The sequence below is a fragment of the Planotetraspora sp. A-T 1434 genome (assembly GCF_025420585.1).
In the GTDB taxonomy this organism is placed as follows: Bacteria; Actinomycetota; Actinomycetes; order Streptosporangiales; family Streptosporangiaceae; genus JAOEGB01.
In genome coordinates this window covers 212,096-233,974 of sequence record NZ_JAOEGB010000002.1, presented here as the reverse complement: position 1 = coordinate 233,974, position 21,879 = coordinate 212,096, and the positions used below count along the sequence as shown (strand labels likewise).

Genomic DNA, 21,879 nt, shown 5'->3' with positions numbered 1-21,879 from the left:
CCTTCGTGGTCGTTCAGCCGACGAGCTCGGCGTTCAGCGTGATGGTCGTGCCGGCCAGGGCCTTGCTGACCGGGCAGTTGGCCTTGGCCGTCTGGGCCGCCTGCTGGAAGTCCTCGGCGGAGATGCCGGGCACCTGACCGCGGACCGACAGGACGATCCCGGTGATGCCCTCACCGGGCTGGAAGGTCACGTCGGCCTTGGTCTCGATGGACTGCGGCGGCGTCCCGGCCTGGGCCAGGCCGTGCGACAGGGCCATCGAGAAGCACGACGAGTGAGCCGCGGCGATGAGCTCCTCCGGGCTCGTCTTGCCGTTCGCCTGCTCGGCTCGCGACGGCCAGGAGACGTCGAAGGTGCCGACGCCGGAGGTGTCCAGCGAGACGGTGCCGGAGCCGTCGAGGAGCGCGCCCTTCCACTGGGTCGTCGCGGTACGGGTGGTCGCCATGGCGATATCCCTTCAGTCGAGAGTCTTATCCATCAGCGACCTTAACGCCGCCGCCCTACTGGAAGAGGCACCGGCATCCCGTCCCCCCCTCTCCACCGCCGTGATCATGCACGGGTTCCCGCGCATGCCTCGGGACCCGCTCACCCCCACGCCGTGATCATGCGCACTTTCCCGAACACCTTGCCAGCCTGCGGCTGTGCCGTACGTGATCATGACTGGACGGCGCGATCACAATGCCGTACGGGCCTGGTGGGCGCGGTGTTCGGCCCGGACCAGGTCCTCCACGGTGGCCTTGAGCTCGAGGAACTCGGGGGAGCGCTTCATCTCCAGCGACCGCGGCTCCGGCAGGTTAACCGCTATGTCCTGACTTATCCGGCCGGGGTCGCTGGACAGCACGAGCACCCGCTGCCCCAGGAACACGGCCTCCTCGACGTCGTGGGTCACCATGACGATCGTGGAACGGTGGGCCGGGTCCGCGGGCGCGTGCGGCGCCTCCGGGTCCGTCAGCGGGGCCGTCAGCGGGTCCGTGCCGACGTCCTGCCACACCTGCCGGATGAACAGCTGCATGTCCTCCTTGGTCTGCACGTCCAGCGCCCCGAACGGCTCGTCGAGCAGCAGGACGCGGGGGGAGCAGGCGAGCGCCCGGGCGATCGACACCCGCTGCTGCTGCCCGCCGGAGAGGCGGCCGGGGAGCGCCGTCGCGAGGTGACCGAGGCCGACCTCGTCCAGCAGCCACCGGACGCGCTCCTGGCGCCGCCCGCGGGGCACGCCCAGCGCCTCCAGGCCGAACGCCACGTTGTGCGCCACGTTCCGCCAGGGGAACAGGGAGGCGGTCTGGAACACCATGCCGCGGTCCGGACCCGGCCCGGCGACCTCGTGGCCGTCCAGCAGCACCCGCCCGGCCGTGGGCCGGGAGAGGCCGGCGATGAGGCACAGCAGCGTCGACTTGCCCGATCCGCTCGCCCCGACGACGCAGACGAACTCGCCCGGGGCGACCGCCAGGTCGACGTCCTGGAGCACCGGCCTGCCGGCCGTGAACTCCTTGCTCAGGCTTTCGATCCGGAGCCCGGCCATGGCAGCGGATGTCACCGCGTCCACCTCCCCACGCGGGAGCGCAGCAGCCGGAGCGCGATGTCGATGGTGAGCCCGATCAGCCCGATGACGACGAGGATCGCGAAGATCCGGTCGGTCTGCAGGAACCGCTGCGCCCGCGTGATCCGGTAGCCGAGGCCCGAGGTGGCCGCGACCAGTTCCGCGACCACCACGAAGTTCCACGCGGCGGCCGCGTTGACCCGCATGGCGTCGATGATCCCGGGCAGCGCGTACGGCAGGACCACCCGCGAGGCCACCCTGAGACGCGACGCCCCGAGCGTCGCCGAGACCTCCAGCAGCCGGTACGGCACCTGCCGTACGGCGTCGGCGGTCATCAGCGTGTTGAAGAACACCACCCCGAGGACGAGCAGCGCGATCTTGGACGGCTCCCCGATGCCCAGCCAGATGATCAGCAGGGGAATGAACGCCGAGGCCGGCAGGTAGCGCAGGATCCCGATGACCGGTTCGAACAGCGGCTGGGCCCACCCCAGCGTCCCCATGGCGAACCCCACGGGCACCGAGATGAGCACGGCCAGGCCGAAGCCGGCGCCGATCCGGCCGAGGCTCGCCAGCAGGTCGGACGGCAGGTCGCCGCTCTGCGCCATGGTCACGCCGGCCGTCCAGACCGCCGAGGGCGACGGGAGGAACGTGGGATCCACCACGCCCCCCGCGCTCAGCGCCCACCACGCGGCCAGCGGGCCGAGGATCGACAGCGCCCGCAGGAGCCACGCCGTACGCGAGGACACGGAGGTGGTGAGGAGCTTGACGCGGGCCGGGGGCGGCGCGGTGGCCGCGGGGCGAGCGCCGGGTGGCGCGATCGTGGTCTCCGATGTCGATTGCATGATCACCATCCGCGCGACGCCTGGTGGGAGGGCGTGACCGGGAATCCGTGCATGATCACGCCGGGGGAGGGGGCAGGTGAGGACGGGTCCCTGGGAACCCGTGCATGATCACGGCGGAGGGGGCGGGTCATGGCTGGACCGCCTGGACGAACTGGGGGGCGATGAGGCCGTCCAGGGGCGGCGCGGAGTCCACCAGCTTCGTGGAGACCAGGAAGTCCGAGATCCGCTTCGCCTGGTTCGCCAGGTCGCCGCCGAAGGCCTGCCGGTTCTGCTCCAGCGAGAAGATCGTCGTGCCCTTGTCGTACGACTCGTAGTCGGGAACGTTGACCCCGCCCCGCTTCGCCATGATCTCCATGGCCTTCGGCCGGTTCGCGGCGATCCACGCGGTCGTGTCGAACCAGGTCTTCACCAGGGCCTGTACGGCTTTGGCGTCCCGGCCGATCAGGTCACGGGTGACCACCAGATGGTCCGGGATGGCCCCCGGGAAGTCGGCCGAGGTGGCGATGGCCCGGCTGCCCTTCAACTTCAGCGCGGTGGTGGTGAACGGCGCGAACACGCCCACGGCGTCCACCTGGCCGGAAACGAAGGCCGCCGCGGCGGCGTCGGTCGCCAGCGGCTGGAACTTGACGTCGGCCTCGGTCAGCCCCGCCTTCTCAAGCGCCAGCAGGAGCAGGTAGTGGTCCACCGTCCCCTGCTCCGCCGCGACCGTCTTGCCCTTCAGGCCGGCGAGAGAGGAGATGCCGGGGCGGGCGATGATCTGGTCGTTGCCGGTCGAGTTGTCGTTGACCAGCACGATGCTCTGCTTCGCGCCACCGGCGACCGACGCGAGCGTGTCGTTCAGCGTCTGGCTGTTGGCGTCGATCTTCCCGGTGGCCAGCGCGTTCAGCGAGTCGGTGTAGCTGTCGAAATACTTCAGCTCGACGTCCACGCCGTTCTTCTTGAACAGGCCCTCCTCCTCGGCGACCTGCCAGGGGAGCCAGCCGGGCCAGGCGCTGAAGCCGAGCGTGATCTTTGTCCCGCCACCGGAGGGCGACGTCCCGGCCTTCTGGGGCGAGGTGCAGGCGGTGACGACGGAGACCAGCAGGACTGCGGAGACGACAAGCGGTAAACGGCGTGGCATCACGCCACCCCCTTCTTCTTGGGGAGGTGACCCGCGCGAACGAGGCACCCGAGGGTGTCGCAGATCACGCGGGTGGCGATGAGCGAGGTGATGTCCGCGTTGTCGTACGGCGGGGAGCACTCGACGACCTCGATCCCGGCGAGCGGCCGGGCGTCGGCGATGAGCTGGATGAACTTGAGCACCTCGCGAGGGAGGAAGCCGCCGGGCTCGGGCCATCCGGTGCCCGGCACGAAGGCGGCGTCGAGGCAGTCCACGTCGAACGACAGCCAGACGGCCTCGGCGCCGTCCCAGGCGACCTCCAGGGCCCGCTCGGCGGCGGCCTCGATGCCCATCTCGACGCAGTCGGTGACCGTCATGATGGTCGTCCCGCGCTCCCGGCCGACCTTCACGCCGGGACGAGGGGCCTGCCAGCCGCCGATGCCGATCTGGACGAGGTTCTTGGCCGGCACGTTCGGGATGTCCGTGGCGTGGAACCACGGCGTCGTGTGCATCCGCTCGTCGAGGTCCGTCTCCTGGGTGTCGACGTGCCGATCGAAGTGAATGATCCCGATATTTCCGGAATGGTGCTCGGCGATGCCCCGGACGGTCGGGTAGCCGATCGAGTGGTCGCCGCCCAGGATCACCGGGAAGGCGCCGCTCTCGTAGACGTGCGAGACGCCCTTGCTGATCTGGTCGAAGGTCTTCTCGATGTTCGCCGGGATCGTGAAGATGTCGCCCAGATCGCAGATGGTGATGGACTCCCGGAGGTCCACGCCCAGCTCGAAGCTGTACGGGCCGTAGAGAGCGGAGATCTTGCGGATGCCCTGCGGCCCGAACCGGGTCCCCGAGCGGTAGGTCGTGCCGCCGTCGAAGGGCGCCCCGAGCACGGCCACGTCGTACTCTCCGCAGCGCCGAACGTCCTCGACGTACGGAGCTTTGAGGAAGGTGTTGATCCCGGCGAAGTGCGGCAACTCGCCCCGCGAGAACGTCGGGATCGTCCGGTCGACGATCGAGTCGGCCCCCTGCAGGCCCAGCTCCAGGCCGCGCTCGATCTCACGCTGGTGCATGGTGGTGGGCAGCTCGGCCTCGCGCTCGACGGCGTATCTCGCCTCGGGGCCGTAGTTGTGGTGGAGGTGTCCCACGGATGCTCCTCAAAGGGGAAAGCCTCATGCGCAGAGGCAATGGCTTGCCTCCCGGGCTTTTGTCCCGCCGTGGAACGGCTCACGCGAGCCGCCTGCACCTCTCGGACCAGCCGAACGGAACCCTAGGTGCGCCCCACCGTCGTCCGGTGGGTCCCCTTCATGACACCGGCGTCCTGTTTCCGATTGATTAACTGCATGTAGCTGTCCCGTGACCGGCTACAGGAAGGCGGCCCGCTCGATGACGGCGTCCAGCTCCAGACCGGCTGGCAGGGTGCCGAACGCCCGGCCCCAGTCGCCGGAGAGGCGGGAGGCGCAGAACGCGTCGGACACGGCCGGGGGCGCGTGCCGTACGAGCAGGGACGCCTGGAGGACGACGGCCATCTCCTCGGCGACGCGGCGGGCGTCGGACTCACCGGCGGAGGCGACGGTCTTCAGCACCCGTTCGGACGCCTCGCTCACGCGGGGGTCGCCGGCCAGCGCCACCTCGGCGAAGAACGCCTCCAGCGCCTCGGGCTCCCGCGCGAGCGCCCGCATCAGGTCGAGCGCGGCCACGTTGCCCGAGCCCTCCCAGATGCCGTTCAGCGGCGACTCCCGGAACAGCCTGGGCATCTGCGACTCCTCGACGTACCCGTTGCCGCCCAGGCACTCCAGCGACTCGGCCGCGTGGACGGGGGCTCGCTTGCACACCCAGTACTTCGAGGCGGCGAGAGCCGTACGGCGGAACAGGCCCTCGGCGGCATCACCGCGCACCGCCCGGTCGGTCGCCCCGGCCAGGCGCAGCATCAGCGTGGTCGCCGCCTCGGACTCCAACGCCAGATCGGCCAGCACGTTGCGCATCAGCGGCTGGTCGATCAGCTCCCTGCCGAAGGCCTTGCGGTGCCGGGCGTGGTGGAGCGCCTGGGCCACGCCGTACCGCATGCCGGCGGCGGACCCGATCACGCAGTCGAGCCGGGTCATGTTGACCATCTCGATGATCGTCCGCACGCCCCGGCCCTCCTCGCCGACGAGGTACGCCACGGCGCCGTCGTACTCCACCTCGGCGGAGGCGTTCGACCGGTTGCCCAGCTTCTCCTTGAGCCGGACCAGCCGAATCGCGTTGCGGGAGCCGTCCGGCAGCACGCGCGGCAGCAGGAAGCACGACAGGCCGCCGGGAGCCTGGGCCAGCACGAGGAACACATCGCACATGGGGGCGGAGTTGAACCACTTGTGCCCGGTCAGGGCGAAGCTCCCGTCGGCGAGCGGCTCCGCCCGGGTGGTGTTGGCGCGGACGTCCGAGCCGCCCTGCTTCTCGGTCATCGCCATCCCGGCGAGCACCCCGCGCTTCTCGTGGGCGGGCCGGAGCCCGAAGTCATAGGTGCGCGAGGCGAGCAGCGGCTCCCACTCCGACCTGAGCGCGGGGGAGTGCCGGAGGGCGGCCACGGCGGCGTACGTCATCGAGATCGGGCATCCGTGCCCGGCCTCGACCTGGGACCAGGTGAAGAACTTGGCCGCCCGCGCCACATGCGCGCCGGGCCGGCGAGCGGTCCACGGCGACGCGTGCATGCCGCTCTCGACCGCGACGGCCATCAGCTCGTGCCAGGCCGGGTGGAACTCGACCTCGTCGATCCGGTGGCCGTAACGGTCGTGCGTCCGCAGCACCGGCGGGTTCTCGTTGGCGAGGCGCCCCCACTCCTGCGCCTTCGCCGATCCGGCCAGCAGACCCAGCTGGCGGAGCTCTCCCGTGGCCCAGTCCGCGCCCTCCCGGGCCATCCCGTCGAGCAGCGCGCGGTCACCTGAGACGTCGTGCCCGATCAGCGGGGGTACCTGGTTGATCACGTCGTGGGTCACTGAGGGCCTCCTGGCTGATTGTCGTAATTCATCTCAACATCTTTGGCGCAGAAAGAAATGGCCGGGTCGCCGGACGGAGGCTCCAAAGAAGGCCCGCGGCCCAGCAAGGAGGCCCAGCGGCCCATGACGAGGCCCATGACGGCGGCCCATGACGGCGGCCCATGACGGCGGCCATGACGGCGGCCAAGGCGGGGCCCATGACGGCGGTCCGAACGGCCCTTGGTGGTGACTCCATGATCGGCTTCGCGGCGCCGTACTTCGGCCTGGCGGTCGGCGTCACCAGGCAGGGCTCACGCCCCGGAGATCTCCAGGCCGAGCTCCCGGGCGGCTTCCAGGGCCAGATCGCGGGCGTAGTCCTGGTCGGGCCCACTCTCGCACAACACGCGGTGGACGCCGTCGATCGCCCGCCGGTCGCCGCGCGCCGCGAGGCCCTGGGCGGCCTCGGCGACCGTCGTGAGGTCGCTGTCGGCCAGCCGTTCGGCGAGCGCGTCACGGATCAGCGGCGTGTCGGCCGCCAGACCGGCGAGCCCCATCGTGGCCCAGTCGCGCACGTCGGCGTCGGGGCTCTCGCTCAGCCGGATCAGCGTGGCCAGCCCCTCGTCATGATCGGGAGGCAGGACGGCCGCCAGCGCCATGGGGTCGTTGACGGTCGGAGTCCGCCCGGGCCGGTTGACGATCTCCAGCACCTCGGCCACGGCCCGCTGGTCGGCGTGGTGGCCGAGCGCGTGCAGCACCGACTCGACGACCGCCGGATCGCCCTCCTGCGCCGACATGTCCTGGAGGAGCGGCAGGCTGCGCTCGCGGTAGGGCCTCCTGTCGGCGTCGTAGCCGAAATCGGCCAGCACGTCCACGCCGAACTCGCGCTCCAGCGGATCGTCGCTGTCGCACAGGCGGGCCGCCGCCTCGAACGTCTCGTCGTCGTGGCGCCGCTGCAGGGCGTGCACGGCCGCCCACCAGGTCTCGTCGTCCTCGTCGAGGGCCCGGTACGGCAGGGCGCGCCTGAGCAGCTCCTGGGCGGACGGACGGATTCCCATCGCGACCTCCAGCGAGGTGGCGATGGCCGCATGGCCGTACTGCCGGGTGATCCCGTAGCCGCCGCCGTCAAGGTTCCTGGCCTCCACGGTGACGCGCTGGGTGCCGTCGGAGGCGTGCGTCCTGGCCGTGATCACCGTGTGGTCGCCGGTGGTCTGGGCGGTGACCTCCTCGCGGATGGCGGTCTCCAGATCGACGGCGGCCCAGCGAGTGGCGGTCTCCAGGGCGGTCGCGCCGCCGAAGCCGGGCAGGGCCGGATCCGCGCCGTGCTCCAGCAGGGACCACACGAGTCCGTACGCCCCGAACCGCGCCGCCAGGGTCAGCGGGGTGTCGCCGTCGTCGTTGGCGAGGTCGGGACCGGCCCCGGAGTCGAGCAGGATGTCGGCGGACGCCAGGTTTCCGTTGGACGCCGCCCACAGGAGCGCCGTCCATTCTCCGCCCTCCCTGGCGTCCGGGTCGGCGCCGCCGTCGAGCAGCGCCTGGACGGTCTCCGCGTGATCCCAGGAGGCGGCCGCGCAGAGCGGGAGCCCCTCACACTCGCCGCCGCTCACCTGGTCCGGGTCGGCGCCGTACTCGAGGAGGAGCCGCACGATCTCGTGCGCGCCGTCCACGGCCGCCTGGTAGAGCGGCGTGGTGCCCTGGACAGGGTTCAGGACCCGGTTGACGGGATTCAGCGGGGTGTCCGGGTGGAGCATCGCCGCCACCCGGGACACGTCCCCATGCGCGATCGCGTCCAGAAGCTCCTTGCGGGTCACCTCTCCATGCTCACACAGGCGGCCGATTCCTTCCCAAGGAGGATTGGGCGGGCCCGCCCGGCGGGATAGCGTGTAGGGCGTGAATGATCCGGGCGGAATGCGTGCTTCCGACGCCGAGCGGGAGTCCGTGGTGGAGAGGCTCCGTGAAGCCTCGGTCGAGGGGCGGCTCACCCTCGCGGAGTTGACGGAGCGCACGGAGGCGGCCTACCTCGCCCAGACCCACGCCGAGCTCGCGCAGATCACCGCCGATCTGCCCGGCGGCGCTCCGGCCGCCGCCCCTCAGCCCGCCGCCCCGCAGCCCGTGGCTCCGGCGATGCGCGGCGGGGTCCGCAAGTGGATCGTCGCGGTCATGGGCGACACCGTCCGCAAGGGAAAGTGGCGGATCGACGAGGAGATCGGCGCGGTCTGCGTCATGGGAGACGTGACGCTCGACCTCCGGCAGGCCGAGGTCCGCACGAATCAGGTGGACATCGTGGCCACCTGCGTCATGGGCAACATCAAGATCATTGTCCCGGACGGCGTCGACGTCGAGCTGACCGGCATGGCGATCATGGGGGACAAGAAGGTCCAGGTCGTCGAGGCCCCGTCCGGGCACAACGCTCCCGTCGTCAGGGTCAGGGCGTACGTCGTGATGGGCGACGTGAAGGTCATCGGCGACTCGCGGGCGGAGCCGATCAAGCGCGCCTGGTTCGCGTGGAGCGAGTGGTGGTTGGACCGTCGCGAGGAGATGCGCCACGGTCTCCTCGGCTACGACCATCAGCAGTTGCGCCACGACGTCTGGCAGGCCGTACAGGACGGCCGCGAGGCCCGCCGGGAGATGATGCGCGAGGGCCGCGACGCCCAGCGCCAGTTCATGCGCGAGTCGCACCAGGCCGAGCGCGAGATCAGGCGTGAGGCGCGTCAGGCCGAGCGGGAGATCCGGCGCCAGGCCCGCCACCCCCGCCGCGACTTCGGCGATCACGCGTAACCTCCCTCTCTCTTGGGTGGTGATCATGCGCATCCCCACGTCGTGATCATGCGAGGCTTCCCCGAGGTGGCTTCCGGCCTGCGCATCCCCACGTCGTGATCATGCGCGGAGTCCCGCGGACACGCGCCGGCCTGCGGAGACGGCGCCCGTGATCATGCGCGGGACCAGGCCCAGAATGCGTTTAGGGTTTCCACTTCGCCGGGGGATGCAACGGACGGACGGGGCCGGGGCGTACTGCTCGGTGTGACGGTTCACCGGACGACTGAGGACGCCGCATGCGCGATCGAGCCGATTTCGAGCGCTACGTCGAGCAGCGCTCGGCTCGCCTGCTGCGGACGGCCTACCTCCTCTGCCGCGACTGGGCGACGGCCGAGGACCTGCTGCAGACCGCGCTGGCCAAGGCCTGGCTCGCCTGGGCCAGGGTCGGCGACAACCCCGACCCCTACGTCTACCGCGTGCTGGCCAACACCCACGCCTCCTGGTGGCGGAGACGCTGGCGCGGCGAGGTGCCGACTTCCACGCTGCCCGAGCCCGCCGCCGAGGACCGCACCGACCTCCTCGGCTCCCGCGACGCCGTACGGCGGGCCCTCGCGTGCCTGCCGCCCAAGCAGCGAGCCGTGATCGTGCTGCGCTACTTCGCGGACCTGGGCGACCCGGAGATCGGCCAGATCCTCGGCTGCTCGGTGGCGACCGTACGAAGCCAGGCGAGCAGGGCCCTGGCCAAGCTCCGTGTCGATCCCGCGGCCCGCTCCGCGATGAGCCTGGAGAGCTAGAGATGCCCATCACCGAAACCGAACTTCGCGATCTCCTCGCCTGTGACAGCGACGACGGCCTCGCCAGGGGCGTGACGGTCGCCGACGTGAACCGCCGGGTCCAGCGCATCCGGCGGCGTCGGCTCGCCTCCGCCGGCGCCGTTCTCGCGGCCGGACTGGCCACCACTGGCCTCCTCGTCACGCCCCACACGGTCACCACCCGGGCGCCGGACGACATCTGGTCCGCCGTCATGGCCCAGCCGTCCCCCACGTGGAGGCCCGGGGAATACACGGTGACCAAGGTGCTCGCCCACGCCGGCTACAGGGAGGGCGGCGTCAAGCAGCGGCTGCCGTTCGAGGGCGGGCAGAAGGCGATGGGGCTCGAAGTGGGCTGTCCGGCACCCTTGTACGTGCTTGTCTGGATCAACGGCGTCCCCGCCGCCAGCGGCCCGTGCCGTGGGACGGACGCGTCCCGCACCGGGTACAGATTGTTCGGCGAGGACGGGGAGCATCCGCGTCCGGGAACGAACACGGTGGACGTGCTCGTGGTGGCCGCCTCGGACCTTCCACGTTCGGTACGGACCTTCCAGCGGCCCCTGAACATGGCCGAGGTGGAGTCGGTCGCCGCGGGGGCCAAGCCGTACGCGGTGCGGTGGAATGTCGCCGTCACCGAGATGGAGTTTGGATCGAGTGACCCTGTCGAGTCCTCAATGTTGCCGCCGACGCCTCGCAGTTGCACCAAGGACATCGTGATCCACAAGCCCAACGGGCAGGATGTCCTGTCGTCAGAGTGCGAAGGCGCCTCCGTCGGCAATCCGTTCGCCGAGGAGTCGCAGAATCCGAGCGAGACCCTCTACGTGCCGCCGGACGGCGGCGACCCCTTCACCGAGTGACCGTTCAGGCCGTCGCCACGTCCGGCGAGCGGTGTACGGCCTGCGCGTACCGTTCGACCAGGATCGTGACGAGTTCGGGCGCCGGGCCGAGGACTCCGGCCACCACGTCGGCTCCGGCCTTCAGGCTGTCGCGCTCGACCTTGTCGGCGAAGTGACCGGGCGCCAGCAGGTAGGGCGCGACGACCACGTGGGAGGCCCCAGCGCGCCTGAGCCGTACGACCTCGTCCTCGGGGGACGGGGCGGCGGCGGAGGCGTACGCGGCGGTCACCGACCACCAGGGGCGTGACCGGGCCCATTGCCGGGCCATGCGGGCGATGACGGCGTTGGCCCGGCGGTCGCTCGAACCGGCGGAGACGAGGACCACGGCGGTGTCCGGCGCGCCGATAGTGACCCCGGCCTCGGCGAGGCGGCGTTCGAGGGCCGTGACGAGCAGCGGGTGCGGCCCCAGGGTCTCGCCCCGGTGGACGCGGAGCCTGGGGTTGCGGGCGGACGCCTCACGCAGCGCGCCGGGGATGTCCACGCGGCTGTGGTAGGCCGCCGTGAGCAGCAGGGGAAGGACGACGGCCTCATCCAGCCCGGCCAGGGCACGGGCGAGGGTGGGCGGCGCGTGGTCCAGGTACGCCGTCCGGACGTCGAGATCCGGGCGCGTCAGCCGTACGGCATGCAGGAGCTCCTCCACCGTCGCGGCGGCGCGCGGATCGCGGGACCCGTGCGCCACCGCGATGAGCGGCGGGTTGTCAGCGGTACGGCTCTGCATGATCACGGATGGACTTCTGCCTGGTCGTCGGGTGCGGACGGGAACTTATGCATGATCACGGCGAAGGGTGGGGCAGGTCGGAGGCCGTTCCCGGGAACCTGTGCATGATCACGGCGGAGGGGTGGCTCAGAGGTGGATGCCGCACTCGATCTTGCCGAGGCCGGACCAGCGGCCGCTCCTCGGGTCCTCGCCGGGGGCCACCTGGCGGGTGCAGGGAGCGCAGCCGATCGACGGGTAGTTGTCGTAGTGCAACGGGTTGATCAGCACCCCGTTGTCCGCGATGTAGTTGTCGACCTCCTCCTGGGTCCACCGCGCGATCGGGTTCACCTTGACCATCTGGCGCTTGGCGTCCCACTCCACGACCTTGGTGTTCGTCCTGGTCGGGGACTCGTCGCGGCGGATCCCGGAGATCCAGGCGAGGTACGGCTCGAGCGCCCGGTTGAGCGGCTCGACCTTGCGCAGGTAGCAGCACAGGTCGGGGTTGCGGCCGAACAGGCGGGGCCCGAGGTCGCGCTCCTGCTCGGCGACCGTCCTGGACGGCGTGATGTTGATGACGTTGACGTCGTAGACCTGCTGGACGGCGTCGCGGGTGCCGATGGTCTCGGCGAAGTGGTAGCCGGTGTCGATGAAGAGCACGTCAACGCCCGGCTTCACCCGGCTGACCAGGTCGATCAGCAGCGCGTCGCTCATCGAGGAGGTGAGACAGAGGCGGTCGCCGAACGTGGCCGCCGCCCAGCGGATGATCTCGCGGGCGGGCGCGTCCTCCAGGAACTCCGCCGCGGACTCGACGATGCTCTGCAGGTCGAGCGTCGCCCGCTGCCGGTCCAGATTGGCCTCTATCTCCACCAGGGTCATTGCTACTCCTCACACGTCAATCAACGGATCATGGATTAAGTGGTTCAGGAACGGACGCCCAGGCCGAGGAACTTCACCCGGAAGGCGCGGGCGCAGGAGCGGCAGTACCATCCGTGGCTCTCCTCCTCGGTGACATAGGGCTCCAGGTCTTCCTCGCCGCAGTAGGGGCAGTAGAACGGCGCCGCGCGCTCGCTCATTTCAGGTCTGCCTCGTCGGCGCGCTGGACCCACTCGCTGAAGGTCTCGCCCTCGTTCTTCTGCTTCTCGAAGTTGCGCACGACCCGCTCCACGTAGTCGGGGAGCTCCGCGGCGGTGGCCTTCAGCCCCCGGACCTTGCGGCCGAAGGTCGGGTTGAGCCCGATCGAGCCGCCGAGGTGGATCTGGAAGCCCTCGACCTGCTCGCCCTTGTCGTCGACGACGAGCTGGCCCTTGAGCCCGATGTCGGCGACCTGGATGCGGGCGCAGGAGTTCGGGCAGCCGTTGACGTTGATGGTCAGCGGGTCGGTGAAGCCGGGGAGCCGCTTCTCCAGCTCGTCGATCAGGTCGGACGCGGTGGCCTTGGTCTCGACGATCGCGAGCTTGCAGAACTCGATGCCGGTGCAGGCCATCGTCTGGCGGCGGAACGTCGAGGGGGTGACCCGCAGGTCGGCCGCCTCCAGCTCCCTGACGATCGAGTCGACCTGGTCGGGCGCGACGTCGAGGACGACCATCTTCTGCTCGACGGTGGTCCGCACCCGGGTCGAGCCGTGGCGCTCGGCGATGTCGGCGATCTGGTGCAGCTTGTCGCCGTCGACCCGGCCCACCTTGGGCGCGAAGCCGACATAGAAGTTGCCGTCCTTCTGCGGGTAGACGCCGACGTGGTCGCGCCGGCCGCCCCGCGGCTGCTCCGGAGCCGGGCCGTCGGGCAGTGTGTACTTCAGATATTCGGTCTCGAGCACCTGGCGGAACTTCCCGGCGCCCCAGTCGCCGACCAGGAACTTGATCCGGGCACGGTGGCGCAGGCGGCGGTAGCCGTAGTCGCGGAACACCCCGCAGATCCCCGCCCACACCTCGTGGACCTGGTCGGGCCGCACGAAGGCGCCCAGCCGCTTGCCGAACATCGGGTTGGTCGACAGGCCGCCGCCCACCCAGACGTCGAAGCCCTGCTCGCCCCGCTCGTTGACGACGCCCACGAACGCCACGTCGTTGATCTCGTGGACGGTGCAGTGCGCCGGGCAGCCGCTGACCGCCGACTTGAACTTGCGCGGCAGGTTCGAGAACGCCTTGTCGCCGATGTACCGCTCGGTGATGTCGTGGATCTGCCGGGTGCCGTCGATCACCTCGTCCGCGTCGATCCCGGCCAGAGGGCAGCCGAGCACGACACGAGGGGTGTCGCCGCAGGCCTCCGTGGTGGACAGGCCGACCGCCTCCAGCCGCTCCCAGATGTCGGGGACGGCCTCCACCTCGATCCAGTGGAGCTGGATGTTCTGCCGGTCGGTGATGTCGGCGGTGCCCCTGGCGTACTCGTTGGAGATGTCGGCGATCACCCGGAGCTGCTCCAGGCTGAGCTGGCCGCCGTCGATGCGCACGCGGAGCATGAAGTAGCGGTCGTCGAGCTCCTCGGGCTCCAGGATGGCGGTCTTGCCGCCGTCGATCCCGGGCTTGCGCTGGGTGTACAGCCCGAGCCAGCGGAACCGGCCGCGCAGGTCGGCCGGGTCGATCGAGTCGAAACCGCGCTTGGAGTAGACGTCGATGATCCGCTGACGGACGTTGAGCCCGTCGTCGTTCTTCTTGTTCTCCTCGTTCTTGTTCAGCGGCTCACGGTAACCGAGAGCCCACTGGCCCTCGCCGCGCGGGCGCTTGTGGTGGCGATTCGCCGGGCGGGCCGGGGTGCTCATGGGCACGTCCTTTTCCGAGGATCGGTCTTCTGAGGATCGGTCTACGGCTCGGGACGCGCTGCGCAGGCGGCCTCCCACCTCTTCGTCGAGTGTGGGGGCAAAGAAAAGACGCCTGTCACGCGCCCGATCTCAACAGCGGAGGGCGGCGATCAGCTGGCGTCGATACAGATGGCACTACGGACACGCAGAAGGTCGACGTGGCGTCGCACGACGAGCAATGGGTCCGCTGGCATGTCCCAAACGATACCCCGGAGAACCTGGATGTCCAAGTTCGCGTCCAGGATTCGGGACTGTAATCGGCCGTTCACGCTTTCGGCGGGCCTGACCCGCGGCGCCTACCCCTGGCGGATCCAGTTCTCCGGCGGCTCGGGGTGGCGTCCCTCCGGGGGCTCCTGGTGCTGGCAGTCGCACCACGAGCCCCCACGGCAGTCCTCGTGCCTGCGGTCTTTGCACGCTGCGCAGATCATGTACCTATTGTTCTCCCTCGGTTACGCTGGCGTGAGCCGTACGTCACCGGGAGATGTCATGGGCGTTACCATGTCCGAACTGATCGCCGACCTCCGGGCCGAGACGGCTGAGCTCATCACCGTGATCGAATCTCTCGACCCGGCCGGCTGGGAGCTGCCGACCCCCGCCGAGGGCTGGGCCGTACGAGACCAGATCAGTCACCTGGCCTGGTTCGACGACGCCGCGACCGGTGCCGCGGCCGATCCGGAGGGCTTCCGCTCCGCCCGTGACGCCCTGCTCGCCCGCGGTGACGGCGCGGTCCACGAACTCGTCCTCGCCTCCCGCGGCCTCGCCCCGCGGCAGGTCCTCGACTGGTTCGGCGCCGCCCGCGCCCGCATGACCGAGGCGCTGGCGGGGCTGGACGCGAAGGACCGGCTGCCGTGGTACGGGCCGGACATGTCGGCGGCGTCGTTCGTCACGGCCCGCCTGATGGAGACGTGGGCGCACGGGCAGGACGTCGCGGACGCGCTCGGCGTAGTCCGCGTGCCGACCGTCCGGCTCCGCCACGTGGCGACCCTCGGCGTGCGGGCCATGCCGTACGGCTTCGCGATGCGCGGCCTGCCGATCCCGGCCGGCCCCGTGCGCGTCGAGCTGACTCTGCCCGGCGGGACCGTGTGGGCCGCGGGGCCGATCGGCGTGCCCGACGTCGTGCGCGGCCCGGCCCTCGACTTCTGCCTGCTCGTCACACAGCGCTGTCACCGGCACGACACCACCCTGGAGGTGGCCGGCGAGACGGCGGACGCCTGGATGGAGGTCGCCCAGGCGTTCGCGGGTCCTCCGGGGAAGGGCCGCGCTCCCGGCCACGCCCCGGCCCTCGCCGGATAGGGGTTCCGGCCGTTCGTTCAGCGTGCTCCTTTTACGCGTGCCCGCCCCTATTCTGAGCGTCATACGACGGCGGCGAGGATCCGGCGGCGATCGAGCGGAGATCCGGCAGAGGTCCGGTCCGGCCGGTCCGTACTATCCGGCCCGTCAGCGGGTAGTTCTCAAATCCTGACAATTCGGTGTTTGTGTCATGATCGCGTTCTGCGCAGACACCTTGACTGTGCGAATACGGTTGGGTGCCATGACGTCCACGGACGCTTCGACGCGCAGGCGGAGGCATGACTCGCGCCGCGGGATGGCCCGCGCCCGGGCCCGCATGAGCGCGGTGCAGCAGACGAGCGCGTGGGAGCTGGCCAAGGCCACCACTCTGGCGGGCGTCAACTACCGCGTCACCGGGCTCGCCGGCGAGGCCGCCTTCTTCGCGCTCCTGTCGCTGCCGCCGTTCGTGCTGGGGCTGCTCGGCGTCATGGGCCACCTGAGCGGCCTGCTGGGCCAGAACAACGTCCTCGAGGTCAAGCAGTGGGTCCTCGACCAGTCGGAGCTGCTGTTCACCGGCAACACGGTGGACAGGGTGGTCAAGCCTCTCCTCAACGACGTCCTGAGCGGCGGGCAGGCCTCGCTCATCTCCGTCGGCTTCCTGCTGTCGCTGTGGTCGGGGTCGCGGGCGCTGTTCGTCTACGTGGACCTGATCTCCATCGCGTACGGCCTGGGGGAGACGCGGGGGATCATCCGCACCCGGGTCATGTCGTTCGCGCTGTACGTCGCGGCGCTGGTGATCGGCCTCGTCGTCATGCCGATCCTGGTGATCGGGCCGACCCTGCTCTCCAACGCGCTGTCCCGGTACGGCGTGCTCGTCGCGGTCTTCTACTGGCCCGTGGTCATCCTGGGGTCGGTGCTCATGCTCACGCTGCTCTACCACGTGAGCGTGCCGCACCGGACCCGCTGGTGGCGCGAGACCCCGGGAGCCGTGCTCGCGCTCATCATCTGGATCCTGTGCGCCGCCGTCCTCCGCGAGGTCCTGGCCGCCTGGTTCACGCCGCTGTCCATCTACGGCTCGCTCGCCGCCCCCATCGCCGTGCTGCTCTGGCTCTACATCACCGCGCTGGCCGTGCTCATCGGCGCGACCCTGAACGCGGAGGTCGACCGCCTCTGGCCGCTGAACGGCACGGCACGTCCCCGTTCCTGATCAGGGTTCCCGGTTTTCAGTCGAGATCGGGCGGGACGGCTCCCGGGGAAGCCTCCGATAAAGTGGGGTGGTCGCGACTGGCGCTGGCGTGCCCACGGGCGCGCCGCTAGGTGGGTCACCACCGGGGAGCGAACTCGCGGAGGCCGTGCGCCTGGGTCGCCGCCGCAGTCGACGTGGACAAGGAAGGCGCCAATGGCCGAGAACTCGCTGAACGTCGTCGATCCCGAGATCGCCGAGCTCATCAGGGCGGAGGAGCGGCGGCAGGCCGACACCGTCAAGCTGATCGCCTCGGAGAACTACGTCTCCCGCGCCGTGCTCGAGGCGACCGGGACCGTGCTCACCAACAAGTACTCCGAGGGCTACCCCGGCAAGCGCTACTACGAGGGCCAGCAGGTCATCGACCAGATCGAGACCCTCGCCGTCGAGCGGGCCAAGTCGGTGTTCGGCGTGAACCACGCCAACGTCCAGCCGTACTCGGGCTCGCCGGCCAACCTCGCGATCTACATGGCGTTCCTCAACCCGGGGGACACCGTGCTCGGGATGGGCCTGCCGTTCGGCGGCCACCTCACCCATGGCTGGTCCGTCTCGGCCACCGGCAAGTGGTTCAACGCGGTCCGGTACGGCGTGCGCAAGGACACCGGCCGCATCGACATGGACGAGGTCCGCTCGCTGGCGCTGGAGCACCGGCCCAAGCTGATCTTCTGCGGCGGCACTGCGATCCCGCGCACGATCGACTTCCCGGCGTTCGCGGAGATCGCCCGCGAGGTCGGGGCCGTGCTGGCGGCCGACATCGCCCACATCGCCGGTCTCGTCGCCGGCGGGGCCCACCCGTCGCCGGTCGGCCACGCCGACGTGATCTCCACCACCACGCACAAGACGCTGCGCGGCCCGCGCGGCGCGATGCTGATGGCCACCTCGGACGAGCACGCGACGGCCCTGAACAAGGCCGTCTTCCCCGGACTCCAGGGCGGCCCGCACAACCACACGACCGCCGCCATCGCCGTGGCCCTGCACGAGGCGGCCCAGCCCGACTTCAAGGCGTACGCCGCGCAGGTCGTGAAGAACGCGCAGGCCCTCGCCGAGGAACTGGCCGGCCGCGGCTTCGACCTGGTCTCCGGGGGCACGGACAACCACCTGATCCTGATGGACCTGACCCCCAAGGGGATCGGTGGCAAGCCCGCCGCGCAGGCCCTCGACCGGGCCGGGCTGGAGACCAACTACAACACCGTGCCGTTCGACCCGCGCAAGCCGTTCGACCCGTCCGGGATCCGGATCGGCACCCCGTCGGTCACGTCGCGCGGCATGGGCGAGGCCGAGATGCGGCAGATCGGCGCCTGGATCGACGAGGTCGTCACCGCCGTGGCCAAGGGCGACGCCGAGGACGTCATCACCCGGGTGCACCACGAGGTCAGCGAGCTCACCGCCAAGTTCCCCGCGCCGGGCCTCTCGTAATTGGGTTGCGGGGGTGAGGGCGGCGTGCGCTACTGTTCGAGCGTCGCCGCTTGAGGAGGCGGCCACGGAATCCGGGAGGTGACGACTATGCGGGTCTTTCTGACGACCACGCCGTCCGTCAACTCCCGGGTGTCCGCCTAGACCGCGCCGAGGCACCCGGTTTCCGAAGGGTGTCTCACCGCAATGTCTTTCGATCTTTCTCTTCTCGGCTGGCAGCATTTCCTGGCCGGCCTGGACCTCGACGCCGAGCTTCCGGCCGGCACCGTTCCCGCCCGCGTGGCCCGGGTCGACCGGGGCGCCGCGGAGGTCATCGCGGCCGACGGCCAGCACCAGGCCCGGTACGGCTCCCGCATCCGCCGGGCCTCCGCCGCCGACCCGGTCGCCCTGCCCTGCGTGGGCGACTGGGTGGCGCTGACCTGGCTCCCCGAGGGCCGCTACGAGCTCGACGAGGTGCTTCCCCGGCGAACCGCGTTCGTCCGGGGAGGGGTCAGCCGCCATTCCACGGGCGGCCTGTCCGGCGACGGGCAGGGCCAGGTCCTGGCGGCCAACGTCGACATCGTGTTCGTGGCCGAGCCGTCGATGCACTCCACCGACTTCGCCGATCTCGGCCGAATCGAGCGCCTCGTGGCGCTGGCCTGGGAGAGCGGCGGTCAGCCGGTCGTGCTCGTCACCAAGGCCGACCTGTTTGACCAGGGCCTCGACGACCTGCTCGCCGACGTGGCGTCCGCCGTGCCCGCGGTGGACGTCCATCCGGTCTGCTCGCTCACCGGCGAGGGCGTGGACCTCGTCCGCGGCTACCTGGGCGGCGCGAAGACCGCCGTCGTGCTCGGCCCGTCAGGCGCCGGGAAGTCCACTCTGGTCAACGCGCTCGCCGGGGACGGCGTAATGGAGACCCAGCAGGTCAGGGCGGCCGACGGGCGGGGCAGGCACACGACCGTCCATCGGGAGCTCATCCCGCTGCCGGGTGGCGGGCTCATCATCGACACCCCCGGAATCCGCCGGGTGGGCCTGTACGAGATGAGCGACGGAGTCGACCTGGTCTTCTCCGACATCGAGGAACTCGCCGAGGGCTGCCGGTTCTCCGACTGCGCTCATGGGGACGAGCCCGGCTGCGCCGTACAGGCCGCGATCGAGTCGGGCGAGTTGCCGGAGCGGCGGCTGGAGAGCTGGAACAAGCTCCAGCGCGAGGCCGCCTGGATGGCCCGCCGCACCGACGCCCGCCTGCGCAGCGAGGCGACCCGCAAGTGGAAGATCATCCACAAGCAGATGCGGGGTAGATCTCGCCCGTGAGGATCCCCGGCGGCTTATGCCGGGTATGACGGTTTTGTGAAACCGAGGCGGGTCCGGCTGCCGTTCATCGACAGAACGGAGGCGGGAACACTACTCGCCGAGGTCCTGTACGGCATGCGGCCGAGGGACCCGGTGGTGCTGGCGTTGCCGCGCGGCGGTGTGGCGGTCGCCGTGCCCGTCTCGGAGAGGCTTGACACGCCGCTCGACGTGCTCGTCACGAGGAAGATCGGCTGTCCGGGCCAGCCGGAGCTCGGCGTGGGGGCCATCGCCGAGGGCGGCGAGCCGGTGTTCGACCGCGACCTGCTGGACAAGCTCGGCCTGGAGCCGGACGACCTCGCGCCGACGGTCGAGCGCGAGCGGCGGGAGCTGGCCAGGCGGGTGAAGGTCTACCGGGGGGATCGGCCGCTGCCGGAGCTCACCGGCCGGAACGTGATCATCGTGGACGACGGCCTGGCGACGGGGGGCACCGCGAGGGCGGCGCTGAGAGCCGTCCGGGGACGGCAGGAGGGAAGCGGCACGGTGACGCTGGCGGTGCCGGTGGCCGCGGCCGACACCGTCGAAGCCCTCAGGCGCGAGGCCACCGACATGGTCGTCCTGGCGACGCCGTGGGGTTTCCGGGCGGTCGGGCAGTGGTACGAACTGTTCGATCAGCTCTCCGACGAGGACGTCCTCGACCTGCTCACCGGGAGAGCCAGGGGACCATGACAAAGGGCCAGGGGGCCACGACCAGAAGGGTGTCCCGCTGCCATGATCGGCATGCGGAACACCCTACGGCCTGCTGAAACGTGTCGGGGAAGGGGGAAGCCAGCTCAGGCGACTGCGCTGATGCCGGCGCTCGCCGCGCGGCGCATGCGGCGACGACGCTCGGAGGCCCGCTCGTCCTCGTTCAGGCCGCCCCAGGTCCCGTACTTCTCGGGCCGGGAAAGGGCGTAGTCGAGGCACTCGGCCCGCACTGGACACTGAGCGCAGATGGCCTTGGCCTTGCGCTCCCGGATGTCGCGCTCCGGCTGACGCTCACCGTCAGGACCGAAGAACAGCACAAGGTCCTCTCCCCGGCACGCGGCATCATCCTGCCAACCCCAGCTGGGGCGCGGGCGGGCGAGCTGCCGACGTACCTGAGACATGAGAAACCACCTTTGGTGAGAGGTATTTCAGTGTTTGTGCCGCTTTGGACGCTTGTGGCGTCCCTCGATCCAACGCCGGGATCGGCCGTGGTGTTCCCGGCTCCCAGGGGAGCCCTTCAGGTCAAAGCCGGGCTGAGCTGCCTCAACTCGGCCAACCTGTAGGTCGAGATCTCTTCGGCACAGGTTGTACCACACGGCGCCGTGAGCACCGCGGGTTCTACCACTACCCGAAATCGCGACGTTCCACGCTGTGACATGCATCGCACAATGCACACCGTGGTGTCGCTTTCCGACCGGGAGGATTCCACGGCCACCCCGCCGACCGAGAGCTCGCCGGTGTGGGACCGGACGAAATGCTCGGCGGCTTGCAGTGGCTCAGGGATACCCGCGCGTCCCCGGAAACGGTCGAGGACGACCTCGCCGTGCCGGTACGCGTTTGCCGCCGCGATCGCAGCAGCCTGAGACATGCTGCCGTAGTAAAGCCCGTGTGGCAAGCATACGAGGTTAGCGGCGTATCGATCGCCGCCGACATGTGTGGTTTCCCACACCTCGCCGGGAAGGTTCTCACCAAGGAACCGGGCCAGCGGAAGGCCGAGGCGGGCGCAGCACGCATTGCGCTTGCCGTGCGTGCAGACCAGAAACATCGGCTCGTTCACCAGTATGCAGGACTCCGGAACCACTCCGCGCATCACCGAGGCCAGGTCAAGATCGTCCGGGCGCTCGAAGAAGCCCTCGGCCAGCCACGGATCATCGCCGGTCGCGGAGGCCACGAAGACGTGCAGCGGCCCCCCGTGGTCCCGGCGGTGGCCGGGGCGGCGGATCAGCTGGGGCCGGATCCCGAGCGCGGTCGCGCGGTCGATCAGCGCGTGCACCTCGTCCGGAAGCCGGGACTGGTCGAGGTAGGCGGCCCAGGGGCCGGAATGCTCGACGAGCAGCCAGAACCGCGCGCCGACCGTCGCGCTCGCGAGGATCGGCGCCTCCCCGGTGTGGCAGGCGGCGAGATGGTCACAGCCGTTGGCCATTCGGTCCCGCCTCCTCGCGTAATTAGGTAAGACTTACCTTAGCCAATGGAGTCAAGCGACGCGCGATCAGGGTCCCCGCCGGCGGCTCACGGCACGATCAAAGCTTGATCACGGCGGGATCGAGCATGATCACGGCACGGTGGGA

The 21,879-nt window shown here is 70.4% G+C and carries 22 protein-coding genes and 1 riboswitch; of the genes, 8 read left to right on the top strand and 14 right to left on the bottom strand.

The genetic code is table 11. The annotated features are described in order from the left end of the window. Positions 1 to 13 precede the first annotated feature (13 nt). The 7 genes from N5079_RS04415 to N5079_RS04385 all read right to left on the bottom strand — a co-directional run bounded on the left by N5079_RS04415 (position 14) and on the right by N5079_RS04385 (position 8,231). Positions 14 to 442 (bottom strand): OsmC family protein, encoded by a 429-nt coding sequence (locus N5079_RS04415; RefSeq protein WP_261582092.1) that lies wholly within the window; start codon positions 440 to 442, stop codon positions 14 to 16. Positions 443 to 670: 228 nt separating this feature from the next. After that, the gene (locus N5079_RS04410) at positions 671 to 1,531 is read right to left on the bottom strand and encodes an ABC transporter ATP-binding protein (protein WP_261582091.1); all 861 of its coding nucleotides are present in this window, start codon (positions 1,529 to 1,531) and stop codon (positions 671 to 673) included. After that, on the bottom strand, positions 1,528 to 2,376 hold the full coding sequence (locus N5079_RS04405) for an ABC transporter permease (protein ID WP_261582090.1): 849 nt from the start codon (positions 2,374 to 2,376) through the stop codon (positions 1,528 to 1,530). Before N5079_RS04405 ends, N5079_RS04410 begins: the two co-directional genes overlap by 4 nt. A 127-nt stretch (positions 2,377 to 2,503) precedes the next feature. Next, positions 2,504 to 3,496, bottom strand: a complete 993-nt coding sequence (locus N5079_RS04400) for an ABC transporter substrate-binding protein (RefSeq protein ID WP_261582089.1) — start codon at positions 3,494 to 3,496, stop codon at positions 2,504 to 2,506. Continuing rightward, positions 3,496 to 4,617, bottom strand: coding sequence for an agmatinase family protein (locus tag N5079_RS04395; RefSeq protein ID WP_261582088.1), 1,122 nt, complete (start codon positions 4,615 to 4,617; stop codon positions 3,496 to 3,498). The genes N5079_RS04400 and N5079_RS04395 overlap by 1 nt, the downstream gene beginning before the upstream one ends. A gap of 46 nt (positions 4,618 to 4,663) precedes the next feature. Beyond that, positions 4,664 to 4,754, bottom strand: a riboswitch (guanidine-I (ykkC/yxkD leader). Positions 4,755 to 4,833: 79 nt separating this feature from the next. After that, positions 4,834 to 6,444 (bottom strand): isovaleryl-CoA dehydrogenase, encoded by a 1,611-nt coding sequence (locus N5079_RS04390; protein WP_261582087.1) that lies wholly within the window; start codon positions 6,442 to 6,444, stop codon positions 4,834 to 4,836. A gap of 290 nt (positions 6,445 to 6,734) precedes the next feature. Then, entirely contained in the window at positions 6,735 to 8,231 is a 1,497-nt protein-coding gene (locus tag N5079_RS04385) for an ankyrin repeat domain-containing protein (RefSeq protein WP_261582086.1), read from the bottom strand. Between the two features lie 79 nt (positions 8,232 to 8,310). Between N5079_RS04385 and N5079_RS04380 the strand changes: the two genes are divergently transcribed. The 3 genes from N5079_RS04380 (at position 8,311) to N5079_RS04370 (ending at position 10,843) form a co-directional block, all read left to right on the top strand. Continuing rightward, positions 8,311 to 9,198 carry a DUF1707 domain-containing protein gene (locus N5079_RS04380; protein ID WP_261582084.1) on the top strand — a complete coding sequence of 296 codons (888 nt, stop codon included), beginning with the start codon at positions 8,311 to 8,313 and terminating at the stop codon, positions 9,196 to 9,198. Positions 9,199 to 9,473: 275 nt separating this feature from the next. After that, positions 9,474 to 9,971 (top strand): SigE family RNA polymerase sigma factor, encoded by a 498-nt coding sequence (locus tag N5079_RS04375; protein ID WP_261582083.1) that lies wholly within the window; start codon positions 9,474 to 9,476, stop codon positions 9,969 to 9,971. Positions 9,972 to 9,973: 2 nt separating this feature from the next. Then, positions 9,974 to 10,843, top strand: a complete 870-nt coding sequence (locus N5079_RS04370; RefSeq protein ID WP_261582082.1) for a hypothetical protein — start codon at positions 9,974 to 9,976, stop codon at positions 10,841 to 10,843. 4 nt (positions 10,844 to 10,847) lie between these two features. Here N5079_RS04370 and N5079_RS04365 read toward each other — a convergent pair whose 3' ends face one another. The 5 genes from N5079_RS04365 to N5079_RS35455 form a co-directional block, all read right to left on the bottom strand. Next, positions 10,848 to 11,600, bottom strand: coding sequence for a sirohydrochlorin chelatase (locus N5079_RS04365; RefSeq protein WP_261582280.1), 753 nt, complete (start codon positions 11,598 to 11,600; stop codon positions 10,848 to 10,850). A gap of 126 nt (positions 11,601 to 11,726) precedes the next feature. Further along, on the bottom strand, positions 11,727 to 12,455 hold the full coding sequence (locus tag N5079_RS04360) for a phosphoadenylyl-sulfate reductase (RefSeq protein ID WP_261582081.1): 729 nt from the start codon (positions 12,453 to 12,455) through the stop codon (positions 11,727 to 11,729). A 44-nt stretch (positions 12,456 to 12,499) separates the two neighbouring features. After that, a complete protein-coding gene (locus tag N5079_RS04355) occupies positions 12,500 to 12,652 on the bottom strand; it encodes an Insertion element protein (protein WP_076434694.1) in 153 nt (50 codons plus the stop codon). Further along, on the bottom strand, positions 12,649 to 14,331 hold the full coding sequence (locus tag N5079_RS04350; protein WP_261582080.1) for a nitrite/sulfite reductase: 1,683 nt from the start codon (positions 14,329 to 14,331) through the stop codon (positions 12,649 to 12,651). Before N5079_RS04350 ends, N5079_RS04355 begins: the two co-directional genes overlap by 4 nt. 149 nt (positions 14,332 to 14,480) lie before the next feature. Further along, entirely contained in the window at positions 14,481 to 14,564 is an 84-nt protein-coding gene (locus tag N5079_RS35455) for a putative leader peptide (RefSeq protein WP_370020233.1), read from the bottom strand. A gap of 292 nt (positions 14,565 to 14,856) precedes the next feature. Here N5079_RS35455 and N5079_RS04345 point away from each other — a divergent pair, with 292 nt between their 5' ends. The 5 genes from N5079_RS04345 to N5079_RS04325 all read left to right on the top strand — a co-directional run bounded on the left by N5079_RS04345 (position 14,857) and on the right by N5079_RS04325 (position 20,293). Further along, positions 14,857 to 15,663, top strand: coding sequence for a TIGR03084 family metal-binding protein (locus N5079_RS04345; RefSeq protein WP_261582079.1), 807 nt, complete (start codon positions 14,857 to 14,859; stop codon positions 15,661 to 15,663). A 238-nt stretch (positions 15,664 to 15,901) separates the two neighbouring features. Continuing rightward, positions 15,902 to 16,846, top strand: a complete 945-nt coding sequence (locus N5079_RS04340; RefSeq protein ID WP_261582077.1) for a YihY/virulence factor BrkB family protein — start codon at positions 15,902 to 15,904, stop codon at positions 16,844 to 16,846. Positions 16,847 to 17,038: 192 nt separating this feature from the next. Further along, positions 17,039 to 18,298 carry a serine hydroxymethyltransferase gene (glyA, locus tag N5079_RS04335; RefSeq protein WP_261582076.1) on the top strand — a complete coding sequence of 420 codons (1,260 nt, stop codon included), beginning with the start codon at positions 17,039 to 17,041 and terminating at the stop codon, positions 18,296 to 18,298. Between the two features lie 183 nt (positions 18,299 to 18,481). Beyond that, positions 18,482 to 19,588, top strand: coding sequence for a ribosome small subunit-dependent GTPase A (gene rsgA / locus N5079_RS04330; RefSeq protein ID WP_261582075.1), 1,107 nt, complete (start codon positions 18,482 to 18,484; stop codon positions 19,586 to 19,588). 36 nt (positions 19,589 to 19,624) lie between these two features. Continuing rightward, positions 19,625 to 20,293, top strand: coding sequence for a phosphoribosyltransferase (locus N5079_RS04325; RefSeq protein WP_261582074.1), 669 nt, complete (start codon positions 19,625 to 19,627; stop codon positions 20,291 to 20,293). A 104-nt stretch (positions 20,294 to 20,397) separates the two neighbouring features. Here N5079_RS04325 and N5079_RS04320 read toward each other — a convergent pair whose 3' ends face one another. Together N5079_RS04320 and N5079_RS04315 are read right to left on the bottom strand one after the other, a co-directional pair. Continuing rightward, entirely contained in the window at positions 20,398 to 20,712 is a 315-nt protein-coding gene (locus tag N5079_RS04320) for a WhiB family transcriptional regulator (RefSeq protein WP_076434697.1), read from the bottom strand. Between the two features lie 116 nt (positions 20,713 to 20,828). Continuing rightward, a complete protein-coding gene (locus N5079_RS04315) occupies positions 20,829 to 21,734 on the bottom strand; it encodes a sucrase ferredoxin (protein WP_261582073.1) in 906 nt (301 codons plus the stop codon). Positions 21,735 to 21,879: the final 145 nt, after the last annotated feature.